Below are 15,716 nucleotides of genomic sequence, written 5' to 3' on the forward strand. Positions count from 1 at the left end.
CCGCGGCGGGAATGACCCGCCGGCCCGGACCGTTGCACCACCCCCCGCGCAGACCCCCCTTGTCGGGTCGCCGGGACCGATCCCCGCTTACACGGACTTTCCCGCCCGGCACGCCCCCGTGTGCCGTGTGCGTTTCCCCCGAATGAAGCAGAGGAGCACGCCATCATGCGTACCGATCTGATTCGCAAGACCGCTCTGACCGCTGCCGGCCTCGCTTTCACCGGCGGCGCCATCGCCGGCCCCGTCACCACCGCGTTCGCCGCGCAGAGCACCGCCAAGCCCGTGTCGCAGACCCAGAACGACCGCAAGGGCCACGGTGAGCGGCAGCTGGGCGTGCGCTACGAAGCCCAGCCCAACTTCTACTACTGCGGCCCCGCCGCCGCCCGCAACGCCCTGAGCGTGCAGGGCAAGAACATCAGCGTCGACGCCATGGCCAAGGAGATGGGCACCACCGAAGCCGGCACCAACTCCATCAACGACATCACCCCGGTCCTGAACAAGGAGACCGGCAAGACCGACGCCTACCACTCGGTCGAGATCAGCAAGCCCGACGCCGACGCCAAGCAGACCGACCAGCTGCGCGCCGACATCGTCAAGACCGTCGACAACGGCCGCGCCGTGGTCGCCAACATCGCCGGCACCAGCACCGACACCGACGGTGGTATCCACTCCTTCGAGGGCGGGCACTACATCAGCGTCGTGGGCTACCGCGACAACGGCAACGTGGTACGGATCGCCGACTCCGCCGACCCGAACACCGCCGCCTACGACATCACCGTCGAACACCTCGCCGACTGGATCGCCACCCGCGGCTACGCCACCAGCTAAGGAGCAACCGACAAGGGCCGGACCCCGATCACGGGGTCCGGCCCTTTCGGCGTTTCTAGTTCCGAACGGGAAGTGTTCAGGCGTGCGGTCGCCCGGCGGACGGCATCGGCTCGGCGGACGCCACTGCCGTGGATGGCACTGCCTCCGTGGATGGCACTGCCTCCGTGGACGGCACTGCCTCCGTGGACGGCACCGGCTCGGCGGCTTCCAGACGGTGGGCACGTCGACGCAGCCACCAGGTGCTGCCCAGGCCGGCCAGCACCGCGAGGACCAGGCCGGCCCAGGAGATGTCCTTGAGCCAGTGCTCGGCCGCCCGGCCGACGCTGAACAGCAGGTACGTGGTGCCGAACGCCCAGACCAGCCCACCGGCGGCGTTGGCCAGCAGGAACCGCCGGTACGGCACGTGCAGGGCCCCGGCCAGCGGGCCGGCCAGGATCCGCAGTAGCGCCACGAACCGGCCGAAGAACACCGCCCACACACCGTGCCGGGCGAAGCTCTGCTCGGCGCGGGCGAGCTGGGCGGGGCCGAGATGACGGGGGAAGCGTCGGCCCAGGCGGGCGAGCAACGGACGTCCCCCGCGACGACCCACCGCGTACCCGATGGAATCGCCGACGATGGCTCCGGTCGCGGCAGCCGTCGCCACCCACTCCGGCTCCACCACGCCGGTGGCCGCGAGCAGGGCCGAGCTGACCAGGACGATCTCACCGGGCAGCGGGACGCCCATGCTCTCCACGCCGATCACCCCGGCGACGAGCAGGTAGACCGCGACCGGCGGCAGCGACACGAGCCAGTGCTGGACGTCGAACACGGGTGACCCTCCTCCGGCCGGGCCTCGAACCCTACCCGCGGTGGGCGCGCCGGGCCGGTCCCTCGGCTCATAGCGCACACCGCGTAGCGCGTCCTAGGAGGCTAGGGGTAAGGCATGGAGGAGCGGGCCTGCCGGGTTGCGCAAATAGCAAGACGGACGTACGGTTTTGTTTGAGAACGGAATCGGCGGTAAGTGCTACCTAACCTCGGCGGCACCCCGGCCGGTGCGACAGACTGCTCAGGACTACTCACGGTCGCTGGTGTGAAGGAGTACGACGTGGCGAGCCTCGACACCTTCGGTGCGAAGACCCAGCTACGCGTCGGAGACGCGAGCTACGAGATTTTCAAGATCGACAAGGTGGACGGCCACGATCGGCTGCCGTACAGCCTGAAGATCCTGCTGGAGAACCTGCTGCGGACCGAGGACGGCGCGAACATCACCGCCGACCACATCCAGCAGCTCGGCGGCTGGGACCCGACCGCCGACCCGAGCGTGGAGATCCAGTTCACCCCGGCGCGGGTGCTCATGCAGGACTTCACCGGCGTGCCCTGCGTGGTCGACCTGGCCACCATGCGCGAGGCCGTGCGTGACCTGGGCGGCGACGCCACCAAGGTGAACCCGCTCGCCCCCGCCGAGCTGGTCATCGACCACTCGGTCATCGCCGACCTGTTCGGCCGCGAGGACGCGTTCGCCCGCAACGTCGAGCTGGAGTACGAGCGCAACAGGGAGCGCTACCAGTTCCTGCGCTGGGGCCAGACCGCGTTCAACGAGTTCAAGGTCGTCCCGCCGGGCACCGGCATCGTGCACCAGGTCAACATCGAGTACCTGGCCCGCACGATCATGGAACGCAACGGGCAGGCGTACCCGGACACCGTCGTCGGCACCGACTCGCACACCACGATGGTCAACGGCCTGGGCGTGCTGGGCTGGGGCGTCGGCGGCATCGAGGCCGAGGCCGCGATGCTCGGCCAGCCGGTCAGCATGCTGATCCCCCGGGTCGTCGGCTTCAAGCTCTCCGGCGAGATGCCGGCCGGCACCACCGCCACCGACCTGGTGCTGACCATCACCGAGATGCTGCGCAAGCACGGCGTGGTCGGCAAGTTCGTCGAGTTCTACGGCCCCGGCGTGAGCGCCGTTCCGCTGGCCAACCGGGCCACCATCGGCAACATGTCCCCGGAGTACGGCTCCACCGTGGCGATCTTCCCGATCGACGCCGAGACCGTCCGCTACCTGGAGCTGACCGGCCGCGACGCCGCGCAGGTCGCGCTCGTCGAGGCGTACGCCAAGGAGCAGGGCCTCTGGCACGACCCGGCCGCCGAGCCGTCGTACTCGGAGCGCCTGGAGCTGGACCTGGGCACCATCGAGCCGTCGCTCGCCGGCCCGAAGCGCCCGCAGGACCGGGTCCCGCTGGGCAGCGCCAAGACGTTGTTCCGCTCGGCGCTGACCGACTACGTCGCCGACGACTCCACCGGCGAGCGTGACCTCAAGCCGAGCGTGGCCCGCGAGGAGCTGCCGCGCGGCGCGAACGGCCCGGCCGACGAGGCCAGCGCCGAGTCGTTCCCGGCCAGCGACCCGCCCGCCAACGAGTTCAGCGACCCGGCCGACGAGCCGCGCGACCTGGAGACCGCGGCCACCGGCGCCGGCGGTCGGGCCAGCAACCCGATCCGGGTCACCGGCACCGACGGCGTCGAGTACGAGCTGGACCACGGCGCCGTGGTGATCGCCGCGATCACGTCCTGCACCAACACGTCCAACCCGCAGGTGATGATCGGCGCGGCCCTGCTGGCCCGCAACGCGGTCGAGAAGGGCCTGACCCGCAAGCCGTGGGTGAAGACCACCCTGGCCCCGGGCTCGAAGGTCGTCATGGACTACTACGAGCGGGCCGGGCTCACGCCGTACCTGGACAAGCTCGGCTTCAACCTGGTCGGCTACGGCTGCACGACCTGCATCGGCAACTCGGGCCCGCTGCCCGAGGAGGTGTCGGCCGCGGTCAACGAGCACGACCTGTCGGTCGTCTCGGTGCTCTCCGGCAACCGCAACTTCGAAGGCCGGATCAACCCGGACGTCAAGATGAACTACCTGGCGTCCCCGCCGCTGGTCGTCGCGTACGCCCTGGCCGGCACGATGGACATCGACCTGGCCAACGAGCCGATCGGCGAGGACAGCGACGGCAACCCGGTCTACCTGCGGGAGATCTGGCCGAACAGCGCCGAGATCCAGGACGTCATCGCCCAGGCGATCGGGGCGACCGGCTTCAGCGCCGCGTACGCCGACGTCTTCGCGGGCGACGAGCGGTGGCAGTCGCTGCCCACGCCGACCGGCGACACCTTCGCCTGGGACAGCGACTCGACCTACGTGCGCAAGCCCCCGTACTTCGAGGGCATGCAGCAGACGCCGAGCCCGGTCGTCGACATCTCCGGCGCGCGGGTGCTGGCCAAGCTGGGTGACTCGGTGACCACCGACCACATCTCGCCGGCCGGCGCGATCAAGGCGGACTCCCCCGCCGGCACCTACCTGGCCGAGCACGGCGTGCCGCGCCACGAGTTCAACTCGTACGGCTCGCGTCGGGGCAACCACGAGGTGATGATCCGGGGCACCTTCGCCAACATCCGGCTCCGTAACCAGCTCGTGCCCGGGGTGGAGGGCGGCTTCACCGTCAACCACCTCACCGGCGAGCAGACCTCCATCTACGACGCCTCGATGGCCTACCAGGAGGCCGGCATCCCGCTGGTCATCCTGGCCGGCAAGGAGTACGGCTCGGGCTCGTCGCGGGACTGGGCGGCCAAGGGCACCATGCTGCTGGGCGTACGGGCGGTCATCGCCGAGTCGTACGAGCGGATCCACCGCTCCAACCTCATCGGCATGGGCGTGCTGCCGTTGCAGTTCCCGGTGGACGTCACCGCCGAGTCGCTGGGCCTCACCGGCACCGAGATGTTCACCATCACCGGTGTGACGGCCCTGAACGACGGCGAGACCCCGCGCACGGTGACGGTCACGACCGACACGGGCGTGGAGTTCGAGGCCGTCGTGCGCATCGACACCCCGGGCGAGGCGGACTACTACCGCCACGGCGGCATCCTGCAGTACGTGCTGCGCCGCATGATCGCCAACTGATCACGTACCGGCGTCTCGCAGGCTCCTTTCCGCTTCGGCGGGAGGGAGCCTGCGTCGTGTCCAGGTGGCTCCTCGGGACGTAGCGAATGCATGGGCCATCATGTTGACCATGCAAGAGCCCTTTGTGCTGAATCCGCCAGGGACAAGCTGCCACTGGGCACTGCACCCTCCAACCGACCCCTACGGCGACGGCTACATCCTCGCTGTGCGATCAGAGATCTCCGACGAGGGCATGATGGCGAAGACGAGCGCCACGTTGGCGGGTCGGTGGGCGCCCGAGGACGAGACTCTTGAGTGGTTCTTTCAGTCCCTGGCGGACGACTGGCGGGGCTGGGAGGGCAAACGAAATTGGTGCTCGCTCGACGGTGAGCTGCAGATAGATGCGCACCATGACGGGCGGGGCCACGTAGCCATCGGCGTGACGCTGAGGCGTGCTCGGCAGGCGTATGCCGACGATGCGTGGTCGGCCCGGACGGTCTTGATGGTGGAAGCTGGCGAGGAGATGACCAGACTGGCGGCTGACATCCGTCATCTCCTCGGCGGATAGGGCCGGTCGAGCGGTACAGCCATCCGTCTTCCCGTCGCGACCGTCACTCGCCTTCGACCCGGCGGCCTTGAGTGGGCCGAGCGGGGAGATCGCGCCGATCTTGCAGTTTCTGCCGTCCACATGAGTGGGATACCCCTTTTGCCGCAGCAGAACGTGCAAGATCGCTGGGCGGGGGCGGTACCGGCCCGCCGATCATGGAGTTGTGGTGCCTGGTTTGAGGTTGCACGGGGTTTTTGTTGCCCACCACAACTCCATGATCGGCGACGCGCGGGGGTGGGGCGGGGCGGGGCGGGGCGGGGCCGGGCGGGTGGGGCGGAGTGGGGCGGGTTTGTTAGCGGGAGAGTTCGTCCGCCCGGTCGAGCAGGGCTCGGCGCTCGGCGGCGGAGCCGACCGTCGCTGCCGCCTGCCGGAACAGCGTGACGGCCCGCAGCGGATCGCCCTGCCGGGCCACCAGGTCGGCCTCGACCGCCACCGCGAGCGGATTCCCGGACAGCCCACCCTCGGCACGCGCCTCGGCGAGCAGGGCCAGCCCGGCGGCCGGCCCGTACGCGTAGCCGTGCGCGAGCGCGCGGTTCACTGCGATCACCGGCGACGGCCGGATGTCGACAAGCGCGTCGTAGGCGCCGGCGATCGTCGCCCAGTCGGTGGCGTCGACGGACGTGGCGGTGGCGTGGCAGGCCGCGATCCGGGCCTGCCACGCGTACGGCCCGTCGTCGCGTACCCGAGCAAGAGCGGCCTGGCCCTCGGCGATGGCCGCGCGGTCCCACCGCGTGCGGTCCTGCCGCGCGAGGGTGAGCAGGTTGCCCGCGGCGTCCCGACGGGCGTCCCGACGGGAGTGCTGGAACAGCAGCAGCGCCCGCAGCGCGGCGACCTCGGACTGCTGCGGCAGCAACCCGTCCAGCAGCCGGGCCAGGCGCACGGCCTCGTCGGCGAACGCCGGTTCGCCGTCGGGTACGTAGCCGGGGGTGAAGAGCAGGTACAGCACGGCGAGCACGCCCGGCAGGCGTTCGGCCAGCGCCGGTCCGCTCGGCACCCGGTACGGGATGCCGGCCTGCGCGATGCGGGTCCGGGCACGGGTCAGCCGGCGGGTCATCGTCGACTCGCTGACCAGCAGGAGGCGGGCGATGTCGACGGTCGGCACCCCGCAGACGGTCCGCAGCGTCAGCGCCACCCGGGCGTCGAGGGCGAGCGCCGGATGGCAGCAGGTGAAGATGAGCCGTAGGCGGTCGTCCACCACGTCCTCCCCCGCTCCGGCCTCGGGCTGTGGGTCCTCCGGCGCGAGCACCGCCAGCTCGTGCAGCTTGCGACGCTCGACGGCGGCCCGGCGCAGCACGTCGATCGCGCGGTTACGGGCTACCGTCATCAGCCAGCCACCCGGGTTGGCCGGCACACCGTCGCCGGGCCAGCGTTCCAGCGCGGCGGCCAGCGACTCCTGGGCGCAGTCCTCGGCCAACGCCCAGTCCCCGGTCAGTCGGATCAGGGTCGCGACAATCCGGGGGTACGCGTCCATGCCGGCGGCCGCGACGGCCCGCGCCGCCGCGGCCGGGCCGACGCTGTCCGGCGCACCGGTCGTGGTGTCGGTGCGGATCATCGGATCAGCTGGGCAGAGCGCCGAACGGGCGCAGCTCCAGCCGCCCCTCCCGGGACATCGGGTGGGTACGTGCCACCTCGATCGCCTCGTCCACGTCGGCGCAGTCGAGCAGGTCGAAGCCCACGATCACCTCGGCGGTCTCCGCGAACGGCCCCTCGGAGACCAGCAGCTCGCCGTTCCGAACACGGACCGTGGTGGCCGCGCTGGCCGGTGCCAGCACGTTGCCGGTCAGGCGGCGGCCCCGGGCGTCGTTGTCGGCCACCCACTTGTGGATGTCGGGCAGCTCGGTCGGGTCGGTGTCCGGCGCGGTGTCGCTACAGACGAACATCATGAACTTCATCGGTCGCTCCCTGTCTCTCGGGTTGTCGCCAGCATGACGAGCGGACAGGAGCGATCCGGACAGCCTCCCCGGAAAAAAACTCGGTCAGTCCCCGCTGGCGGCGCGCCGACGAGCCTCGCGGGTCTTCATGGCGTGCTCCATGAGGGTCACCAGCACCTCCTTGCTGGACTCCCGCTGCCGGGCGTCGCAGAGCAGCACCGGTACGCCCGGGTCGAGGTTCAGCGCGGTCTGCACCTCGTCGAGCCGGTACGTGCGCGCGCCCTCGAAGCAGTTGACCGCCACGACGAACGGGGTGCCCCGGCCCTCGAAGTAGTCGATCGACGGGAAGCAGTCGGCCAGCCGACGGGTGTCGGCCAGAACCACCGCACCGATCGCGCCCAGCGCCAGCTCGTCCCAGACGAACCAGAACCGGTCCTGCCCGGGCGTGCCGAACAGGTAGAGCACCAGGTCGTCGCTGATGGTGATCCGGCCGAAGTCCATCGCCACGGTGGTGGTGGTTTTGCTCTCCACCCCGGACAGGTCGTCGATGCCGACGCCGGTCTCGGTCAGCACCTCCTCGGTGCGCAACGGCCGGGTCTCGCTCACCGCTCCGACCATGGTGGTCTTGCCCACGCCGAAACCGCCGGCGACCAGGATCTTGATCGCGGTGGGCAGTGGCGTCGCTCCCGCCGGCCGGTCAGAGTGCCCGTAGTCCATTGATTACCGCCTCGAAGATGCTGTTGTCGGGAAGGCCGGCCGTGGTCTGCGGCTCGCGTACCTGCACGAGGTTGCGGGCCGCCAGGTCGCCGAGGAGCACCCGGATGGTTCCCACCGGCAGGTCGAGGTGGGCGGCGATCTCGGCGACGGACTGTATTCGCTGGCACAGGCCGACGATCGCCAGGTGCTCAGGACCGATCCCGACCTCCGGCGTCACGTCGGCGCGGGTCGCGGTGACCAGGGAGATCAGGTCGAACGTGCCGGTGACCGGGCGAGCCCGCCCGCGCGTCACCGCGTACGGGCGCACCACCGGGCCCGCATGGTCATCCACCCACTGATGTTCTGCGGAATCCCCGTGCACCGTCATGGCCGTTACCTCTCGCCAGCCGACTGTTCGGCGCCCCGCGACGGGGATGCCACGTACTTGCCGACGCGGGTGACGAGCATCGCCATCTCGTACGCGATGAGCCCGACGTCTGCGTCCTCGGTGGCGAGGACGGCCAGACAGGCGTTGCGGCCGGCGGCGGTGACGAACAGGAACGACGACTGCATCTCGATGATTGTCTGCTGCACCTGCCCGCCGCCGAAGCGCTTGCCGGCGCCCCGGGCCAGGCTCTGGATGCCGGCCGCCATCGCCGCGAGGTGCTCGCCGTCGTCCCGGCTCAGCCCCTGCGAGGAAGCCATCAACAACCCGTCGGTGGAGAGCGCGACCGCATGCTCGGCCTGCTTCACCCGGCCTACCAGATCATCCAGCAACCACGTCAGGTCGGCACTCGAAGCCGTCTTCTGGGCCACTTCGTCGTCCTCTTCTCGCCCGGCAGTTGCGCCGTATTCGTCTTGGGCTTGACCGTCACACCACGCGGGAACCCGCAGCGCCGGCGCTCGGTCAGGTGGCTTGTGGGTCCTCGTCGGTCGGCTCGGGCGTCGCGCCCGACGCGCCGCCCAGCAGCCGCGCCGCGTCGGTCCTACCGCGCCGGGTACCGGTCTGATAGGAGCTCATCATCCGGCGTACCTGCTCGGGGGGCCGTACCACGTCCTCCTCGTCGGACTCGGTCACCGCCGGATCGTCGCGCAGCTCGGGCACGATGTTCGCCTGGCGGACGCGGACCGGCAGGCCGGAGCCGGTGCGGTCCGTCTCGGCCCGCGCCGGGACCGGTCCGCCGTCGGCGTTCGGCTCGCCGCCGCCCGTTCCGGCCCGTTCCACCGCGGGCAGGCCGGTGGGCACCGTCGGGCCCTCCAGGGCCGGCTGGCCCAGGACACGCCGGGACCGGGTCGGCAGGTCCGCCGCCGCGGTGCGCTGGCGGGTGGGGAGTACGACGTCCTTGTCGCTCCCGTCCGTCTGCTCGGTGGTGGTGCTGCTCTCGGTCGGCGCCGAAGCGACCGGGGTCACCGGCTGCGGCGCGCCTTCAGCGCTGGTGTTCGTTGTCGCGGTGGCGACCGCGACCGTCGAGAGGCTGGCGGGACGACCGCCCTCGACGGGGCCGGCGGTGGTCGGGCCGGCGGGCAACGCGATGGCCGTCGGGCTGGCGGGGATCGCGCCGGAGTCCTCCGGGCCGGTTCCGTTCGCCGTGATCAGCTCCAACGGGATGAGGACGACGGCGGTGGTGCCGCCGTACGCCGATTCCTTGAGCCGGACGCGCACGCCGTGCCGCTCGGTCAGCCGGCTCACCACGTAGAGGCCGAGTCGGGCGGCGTTGGCGAGGTTCAGCTCGGACTGGTCGACGATGCGGTGGTTCGCCGCGGCCAGGTCCTCCTCGCTCATGCCGAGGCCCCGGTCCTCGATCTCGATGGCGAAGCCGTTCGCCACGAGCTGCCCGCGGACCTCCACCGTGGTGTGCGGCGGCGAGAACGACAGGCCGTTCTCGATCAGCTCGGCGAGCAGGTGGATGATGTCGCCGACCGCCCGGCCGGCGAGCGAGACGGCTCCCAGCGGCAGCACGTTGACGCGGGTGTAGTCCTCCACCTCGGCGACCGCGCCGCGCACCACGTCCACCATGGGGACGTTGCGCCGCCAGGCCCGGCCCGGGGTGGAGCCGGAGAGCACGATCAGGTTCTCCGCGTTGCGCCGCATCCGGGTGGCCAGGTGGTCGACCCGGAAGAGGTCCTCCAGCTCCTCCGCGTCGTGCTCCCGCCGTTCCATGGCGTCGAGCAGGGTGAGCTGGCGGTGTACCAGCGCCTGCGTACGCCGCGCGAGGCTGAGGAAGACCTCGCGGACGTTGCGGCGCAGCTCGGCCTGCTCGACGGCGGTGCGCAGGGCGGTCTCCTGGACGGCGTTGAACGCCTTGCCGACCTGGCCGATCTCGTCGGTGCCGAACTCCAGCGGGGGCGCCTCGGTGGCGACGTCGACCTCCTCGCCGCGACCGAGGCGGGCGACCACGCCGGGCAGCCGCTCGTCGGCGAGCTGCCAGGCGGCCTGCCGCAGCCGGTCGAGCTGGCGCAGGAGGGTACGAGCCGTGGTGATCGAGACGACGACCGAGGCGATGACGGCGAGCAGACCCAGACCGGTGGCGAGCACGAGTCGGACGACGACCATGACGGCCACGCCGGTGGCCCGACCGACGATGCCCTCACCACCGTCGACGACGGCGTCGTTCACCTCGGCGAGCGCCGGCTCGACGGTGCCACGCCACTGTTCGGCGCTGACCGGGAGCTGGGTCGCCGGCCGGCCGTCACGGATGATGCTGTCCTGTACGGCGCGCAGCCGCGTGAACGGCTCCCCCTCGACGAGCTGCTGGTAGCGGCGCTGGTCGGCGTCGGCGAGCCGGGCCCGGGTCTCCTCGCCGAGGAACCGCTCGGCACCGACCAGGCTGACGTAGCGGGCGTACTCCGGACCGCTGATCCGGCCCGTGCCGAAGAGGCCGCTGAGCAGCGCGTCCTCCTGCGAGATCAGCTCCTTCATCCGGTTGAGCTGGATCAGGGCGGCCGCGTCGGCGGCGATCTCCTTGTCGTCGAGGCTGCCGGTGACGTCGTAGATCCGGAAGATCGATCCGATGGCTTCCGTGTAGGCGTCGGCGGCGGAGATCCGGTCCACCTTGCGGGCGAGCACGTCGGCGCGGGTCTGCTTCAGCTCCTCGACCTGCGAGATCGTGGCGTCCAGCTGGGCATCGAGGGCCGAGCTGCCGGCCACGTCGACCTGCCAGTTGCGGACCGAGCCGGCGAAGTCGTCGGCCAGTTGGGCGGCCTTGCGCTGCTCGGTCTCCAGCGCCGCGCGCTGCGCGGCGTCGGGGTTGCTCAGGTACGCCTGGGTCAGTCGCCGCTCCAACTGCAACTCCTGCAGGAGGGGTTCGCTGGGCGCGTAGACCTTGCTGTTGAGCAGCTGGACACCGAGCAGGTTGAATCCGTCACGCAGGGTGACCCAGGCCGCGAACATCCAGAGCGCGACCAGGGAGAGCAGCAGGGCGACAACCTTGGTGCGGATACTCGTACCGCGAGAACGCATTGAACCGTCCCAGGCAGGGGTTGACTCAGCTCATCAACGGGTGATCATGGAGGACGACGTCCCGCCGTGACGGGGCGTACGGGGCTGAGGCTCTGCGTACGCTAGCAGTGTCCACACAACCCCTCAAGTCGCTGTTTTTGTTGCCTGGTAACCACAATCCACCACCGATCGGTCGACCCCGCCCAGATGGACGGAGGCGAGCCGGCAGGCCGCCAGGATCGCCGCGCGAACGATCGCGGTAGGACAGTACAGCTCTTTGCCGTACCACAGTGGAGGGTCGGTCCGGCCCGACGGTTGATGCAGGTAGGCGTGGCCCCGCGTCACCGCGTCGTCGACCCGGGGCGCTCCGGTCGGCGCGGCCACCAGCACCTGCAGGGCGTACGCGGTCTCCTCGACCGTGCCACCCCACCGCCCCCACGATCCGTCGGCCCGCTGACTGTCCAGGACCCAGCGGGCCGCCCGGTCGAGCGCCTCGGCCGCCATGCCGCCCCGACCGAACTCCGCCAGCGCCAGCACGCAGCAGGCCGTGGCGTAGTACGGCGAGGCGTGCCACCGGTCCTGCCAGCGGCCGTCGGCGAGCTGGTGTGCCGGCAGCACGGCGCTGAGCCGGTCGACCGTCCGGTGGTACCGCGCGTCCGCGCCGGGGTGGGCGGCCACGTGCTGGCCGAAGGCGTCGAGCACGTGCGCGTTGGTGGTGACCGAGAAACCGTCCTCGCTCCCCGGCCAGGTGCAGAAGCCGTCCGCCGTCTCGTACGCCCAGAGGCTGGCCGGGTCGGCGGGGCGACCGAGCCGGGCCAGGGCGTCCAGCGTGACCGAGGTCGTGTCGGCGTCGGTCGGCAGGCCCTCGCCGGTGGCGACGCCCTCGGCGGCGGTGGCGCCGGCCAGGGTGCGCAGCAGGCTCGCCGGCGGGTTGACCGCGACGCCGGCGCGACGCAGGCCGCTGAGCACCCAGGCCCGTTCGAACACGGTGATCGGCGTCGGGCAGGGCACCGGCCCGTCACCGTCGCGGATCAGCGTCCGCAGGAAGGTGTGCGCGGCGGGGCCGGCGTCCGGGCCGACGACGCTGAGCCAGGCGGCGGTCGCGGCGGGTGACGCGCCGACGGCGGTGAGGGTCGGTCCGGCGTCGGCCGGTGTCGCGCCCAGCACCTCGTAGAAGTGGGCCAGCTTCGCGGGCAGCACCACCCCGGCGGCGACCGCGGCGCGGACCGCGTGCAGCCGGTCGGGGCCGAGCCCGGCCGGAAGCGCCAGCGGGGAGCGCGGCAGCCGCTCGGCGGTCGCCCGGGCCAGCCGGGACAGCCGGGACAGGCGGCCGTTGATGGACTCGACCAGCGCGGGGACGATGAGGTCCAGCGCGGGGGTGTCCGGCAGCGCGCGCGCGTGCGTGGCGAGCAGCCCGCCGGTGAGCGCGTGCAGCCCGCGCCCCACCGGCGCGACCAGGTCCGCGCCGGCCGAGCCACCGTCGGCCAGCGCCGCGAGCAGGGCGTCGGTGGCGCTGAGCGTGGGCACCAGGGCGTACCCGTCGGGTGGGCCCCACGCCCCGTCGGGGCGCTGCTCGCGCAGCAGGAACCCGATCCGCTGGTGGTGCCCCGGCAGCCAGGGCGCGTCGGCGACCAGCCGGCCGCTCTCGTACACCGAGGGGGCGACCTGCCCCCACGGTCGCAGCGCCAGGCCGGCGATCAGCTCACGCGCGGCGTCGGTCGCGGGCTCGACCAGCACGTGTCCCGTGCCCTCACTCATCGCGTGCTCCCCAGAAGTCGGACACCTGGTAGAAGCCGCCCGTGAAGGAGATCTGCCGGTGCAGGTAGTCCGCCTGACGGGGGCAGCGCTCGGCGAGGGCGGCGAGGTCGCCCCGGGCACGACTGGTCAGCTCGGCGAGCCGGGCGTGCACCCGCGCCGGGTCGTCGACCAGCAGCAGGGCGTTGAGGTCGCCCCACTCGGCGTCCCGCTCGTGCGTGGCGAGGTCGTTGACCAGCCGCAGCACCCGCTGCACGCCACGGCCGGCGTCGAGCAGGTCGGTCAGCTGGGCGAGGGTCTTGTCGTCGCCGGTGGCGATCCAGTGCGTGACGTTGACGAAGGAGCAGGCCAGGTTGTCGGCGTTGTCCAGGTAGCGGTCGAGGTCCGGCAGACGCTGCCCGGTGGTCGGGTCGGTGGGCAGGTTCTTCCAGTCCCACTCGCGCGACACGGCGGCGAGCATCCGGCCCAGCTCGTCGCGCCAGATCGGGCGCAGCCGAAGGAACGCCGGCACGGTGGCCAGTTCGTCCCGCAGGTCGGCCAGCAGCCGCGCGAGGTGCCGGCCGGGCGGGGGCGCGGCGCCGTCGGCGACCGCCAGGCAGTCGGTCACGATCGCCCGGACGTCGTCGGCGGACCGCGCCAGGTAGTCCACCTGCCAGTCGGCGGCGAAGACCCAGAGCAGGGTACGGGTGGTGATCCGCAGTTCGGCGGCGGTGTGCCACGGCGCGGTGAACGCGATCGCGGTGGCCACCGAGCTGAGCAGCGCGGCGTCGAAGGGCGCGGCGTCGAAGAGTTCCGGGTGGGCGGCGGTGACACCCTGTAGGTCGCGGACGCCCCGTACGGCGAGCGCGCACACCCGGCCCTGCTCGGCGACGGCGTCGGGCCCGGCCTGCACCGGCCACGGCGCGCCGGTCACGAGGCGACCGGACGCTCGACCGGGGTGACGATCAGCTCGGCCCGCTGCTTGGGTTGCAGCGAGGCGCCGAGCCGGGGTGTCAGGCCGACCGGCTCACGCAGCCGGAAGCGGTAGCGGCTCAGCACGGTGCTGACGATGAGCTGCGCCTCCAGCAGGAACAGGTACTGCCCGAGGCACTGGTGCGGGCCGCCGCCGAACGGGAAGTAGGAGTAGCGGTAGCGTCGACGGGGCTTCTCGGGCGCGAAGCGCTCCGGGTCGAACAGCGTCGGGTCGTCCCAGAAGGTCGACATCCGCTGCGTGACGTACGGGCTGACCAGCACGGTGCCACCGGCCTTGATCCGCACACCGCCCAGCACGTCGTCGCCCACGGCGGTACGGGGGATCATCCAGCCGGCCGGGTAGAGCCGCAGCATCTCGTCGAGCACCATGCGGCCGTAGCGAAGGTGCGGCAGGTGCTCGCGGCCGACCCGTTCGGAGCCGACCACCCGCTCGATCTCCCCGGTCATCAGCTCCGCCACGTCGGGCCGGGACGCCAGCACCGGCCACAGCCAGGAGAGCAGGGCGATCGTGGTCTCGGTGGCGGTGGAGAACATCGCCACCACGTCGCCGCGGATCGCGTACTCGTCGGGCTCGCTGCCGTCGGCGCGCGGCCGGCAGAGGGTGGAGATGATGTCCTCGCCGTCGGTGGGCCGGGCCCGGGCCTCCCGGATGATCGGCAGCACCACCTCATCGATGGTCCGCACCGCCTCGCGGAAGCGCCGGTCGCCGGGCATCGGCACCGCGTACGGCACGAACGGCACCAGCAGGCGCGGGAGCATCGCGGTGGTGACGGTGTCGAGCGCCGCGCTGATCCGCAGGGCGTCGGGTACCGAGATGCGGTCGGCGAAGAGCACCCGCATGGTGGTCCGCAGCACGATCCGGGTCAGCTCGGCCCCGCCGTCGATCGGACGGCCTTCGCGGGCCGGTTCCCACCACTCGTCGACGGCCTCGTTGATCGCCTCGGCCATCCTGTCGACGAGCGTCTCGGCCCGCTTCGCGGTGAACAGCGGTTGCAGCGCGCCCCGGCTGGACTCCCAGATCTCGCCCTCGGCGACCAGGATGGCGTCGCCGACGATCCGGCGGACCGGCCGCCACAACAGACCCTCGCCGTCGCGGGTGTAGTTGGCAACGTTGTCCCGCAGCACTCGTTGCAGATGCTCGGGATGACTGACGAGGTACGGGCGGAACGAGCCGAGGTTCAGCCGGACCACCTCGCCGCCGGCGGCGTCGGCGAAGCCGACGAGCGCGCCCAGCGGATCGCGGACCAGCGCGGGCAGGGCACGACGGAGTGGGATCATCCGGGGTTCGGTGCTGACGGGGGCGGGGCCGGCATCGGACACCTGGGACATGCGTCGTCTCCTCGTCGCCCCGACGACCTAAGCGGTCCACTTCGGCCGGTCGGGGCTGTGGAATTTTCACCTTCTGGGCGTCGGAAGCATCTCACCAATTCCAGGACACCTCTAGATCTGTGACCGGTGAGATTTCACCGATGCCCCAGACGAGCATCGATGTCCGTAGCGGCCCGTTGTCCTGAGTGGATCGTCAGGTGCCGGCACCGGCGCAGGTCGCGCCCGTACACCGATCGGCCGTCGTCGTCGGCGGGCCCGGACGACGACGGGCCCACGGTCCGGTGGGCCACGGGCCCCGTCGGTCGGGGTCGCGCCCGT

Annotated in this window: 13 protein-coding genes; 3 read left to right on the plus strand and 10 right to left on the minus strand. The window is 71.7% G+C overall.

Annotated features, from left to right (window positions below; genetic code table 11):
• The first annotated feature begins 165 nt into the window (after nt 1-165).
• Nucleotides 166-828 (plus strand): C39 family peptidase, encoded by a 663-nt coding sequence (locus ACTFTM_RS22260; protein WP_449562421.1) that lies wholly within the window; start codon nt 166-168, stop codon nt 826-828.
• Between the two features lie 76 nt (nt 829-904).
• Here ACTFTM_RS22260 and ACTFTM_RS22265 read toward each other — a convergent pair whose 3' ends face one another.
• Nucleotides 905-1,636: a DedA family protein gene (locus tag ACTFTM_RS22265; RefSeq protein ID WP_449562422.1), complete on the minus strand. Its 732-nt coding sequence runs from the start codon at nt 1,634-1,636 to the stop codon at nt 905-907.
• Nucleotides 1,637-1,897: 261 nt separating this feature from the next.
• Here ACTFTM_RS22265 and ACTFTM_RS22270 point away from each other — a divergent pair, with 261 nt between their 5' ends.
• Both ACTFTM_RS22270 and ACTFTM_RS22275 read left to right on the plus strand, forming a co-directional pair.
• Nucleotides 1,898-4,750, plus strand: coding sequence for an aconitate hydratase (locus ACTFTM_RS22270; RefSeq protein WP_449562423.1), 2,853 nt, complete (start codon nt 1,898-1,900; stop codon nt 4,748-4,750).
• A 109-nt stretch (nt 4,751-4,859) separates the two neighbouring features.
• The gene (locus ACTFTM_RS22275; RefSeq protein ID WP_449562424.1) at nt 4,860-5,297 is read left to right on the plus strand and encodes a DUF6228 family protein; all 438 of its coding nucleotides are present in this window, start codon (nt 4,860-4,862) and stop codon (nt 5,295-5,297) included.
• 331 nt (nt 5,298-5,628) lie between these two features.
• Here the strand turns inward: ACTFTM_RS22275 and ACTFTM_RS22280 are convergent, their stop codons facing one another.
• The 9 genes from ACTFTM_RS22280 to ACTFTM_RS22320 form a co-directional block, all read right to left on the minus strand.
• Entirely contained in the window at nt 5,629-6,888 is a 1,260-nt protein-coding gene (locus ACTFTM_RS22280; protein WP_449562425.1) for an RNA polymerase sigma factor, read from the minus strand.
• Between the two features lie 4 nt (nt 6,889-6,892).
• The gene (locus ACTFTM_RS22285; RefSeq protein ID WP_449562426.1) at nt 6,893-7,228 is read right to left on the minus strand and encodes a YciI family protein; all 336 of its coding nucleotides are present in this window, start codon (nt 7,226-7,228) and stop codon (nt 6,893-6,895) included.
• Nucleotides 7,229-7,312: 84 nt separating this feature from the next.
• On the minus strand, nt 7,313-7,924 hold the full coding sequence (locus ACTFTM_RS22290; protein WP_449562427.1) for a GTP-binding protein: 612 nt from the start codon (nt 7,922-7,924) through the stop codon (nt 7,313-7,315).
• Nucleotides 7,905-8,291, minus strand: coding sequence for a DUF742 domain-containing protein (locus ACTFTM_RS22295; protein WP_449562428.1), 387 nt, complete (start codon nt 8,289-8,291; stop codon nt 7,905-7,907). Before ACTFTM_RS22295 ends, ACTFTM_RS22290 begins: the two co-directional genes overlap by 20 nt.
• A gap of 5 nt (nt 8,292-8,296) precedes the next feature.
• Nucleotides 8,297-8,719: a roadblock/LC7 domain-containing protein gene (locus ACTFTM_RS22300; protein ID WP_433534743.1), complete on the minus strand. Its 423-nt coding sequence runs from the start codon at nt 8,717-8,719 to the stop codon at nt 8,297-8,299.
• Between the two features lie 91 nt (nt 8,720-8,810).
• Nucleotides 8,811-11,363: a nitrate- and nitrite sensing domain-containing protein gene (locus ACTFTM_RS22305; protein WP_449562429.1), complete on the minus strand. Its 2,553-nt coding sequence runs from the start codon at nt 11,361-11,363 to the stop codon at nt 8,811-8,813.
• A 123-nt stretch (nt 11,364-11,486) separates the two neighbouring features.
• On the minus strand, nt 11,487-13,100 hold the full coding sequence (locus ACTFTM_RS22310; protein WP_449562430.1) for a prenyltransferase: 1,614 nt from the start codon (nt 13,098-13,100) through the stop codon (nt 11,487-11,489).
• The gene (locus ACTFTM_RS22315; protein ID WP_449562431.1) at nt 13,093-14,010 is read right to left on the minus strand and encodes a terpene synthase family protein; all 918 of its coding nucleotides are present in this window, start codon (nt 14,008-14,010) and stop codon (nt 13,093-13,095) included. The genes ACTFTM_RS22310 and ACTFTM_RS22315 overlap by 8 nt, the downstream gene beginning before the upstream one ends.
• The gene (locus ACTFTM_RS22320) at nt 14,007-15,344 is read right to left on the minus strand and encodes a cytochrome P450 (RefSeq protein ID WP_449566697.1); all 1,338 of its coding nucleotides are present in this window, start codon (nt 15,342-15,344) and stop codon (nt 14,007-14,009) included. Before ACTFTM_RS22320 ends, ACTFTM_RS22315 begins: the two co-directional genes overlap by 4 nt.
• Nucleotides 15,345-15,716: the final 372 nt, after the last annotated feature.

Source organism: Micromonospora sp. RB23 (assembly GCF_053585025.1).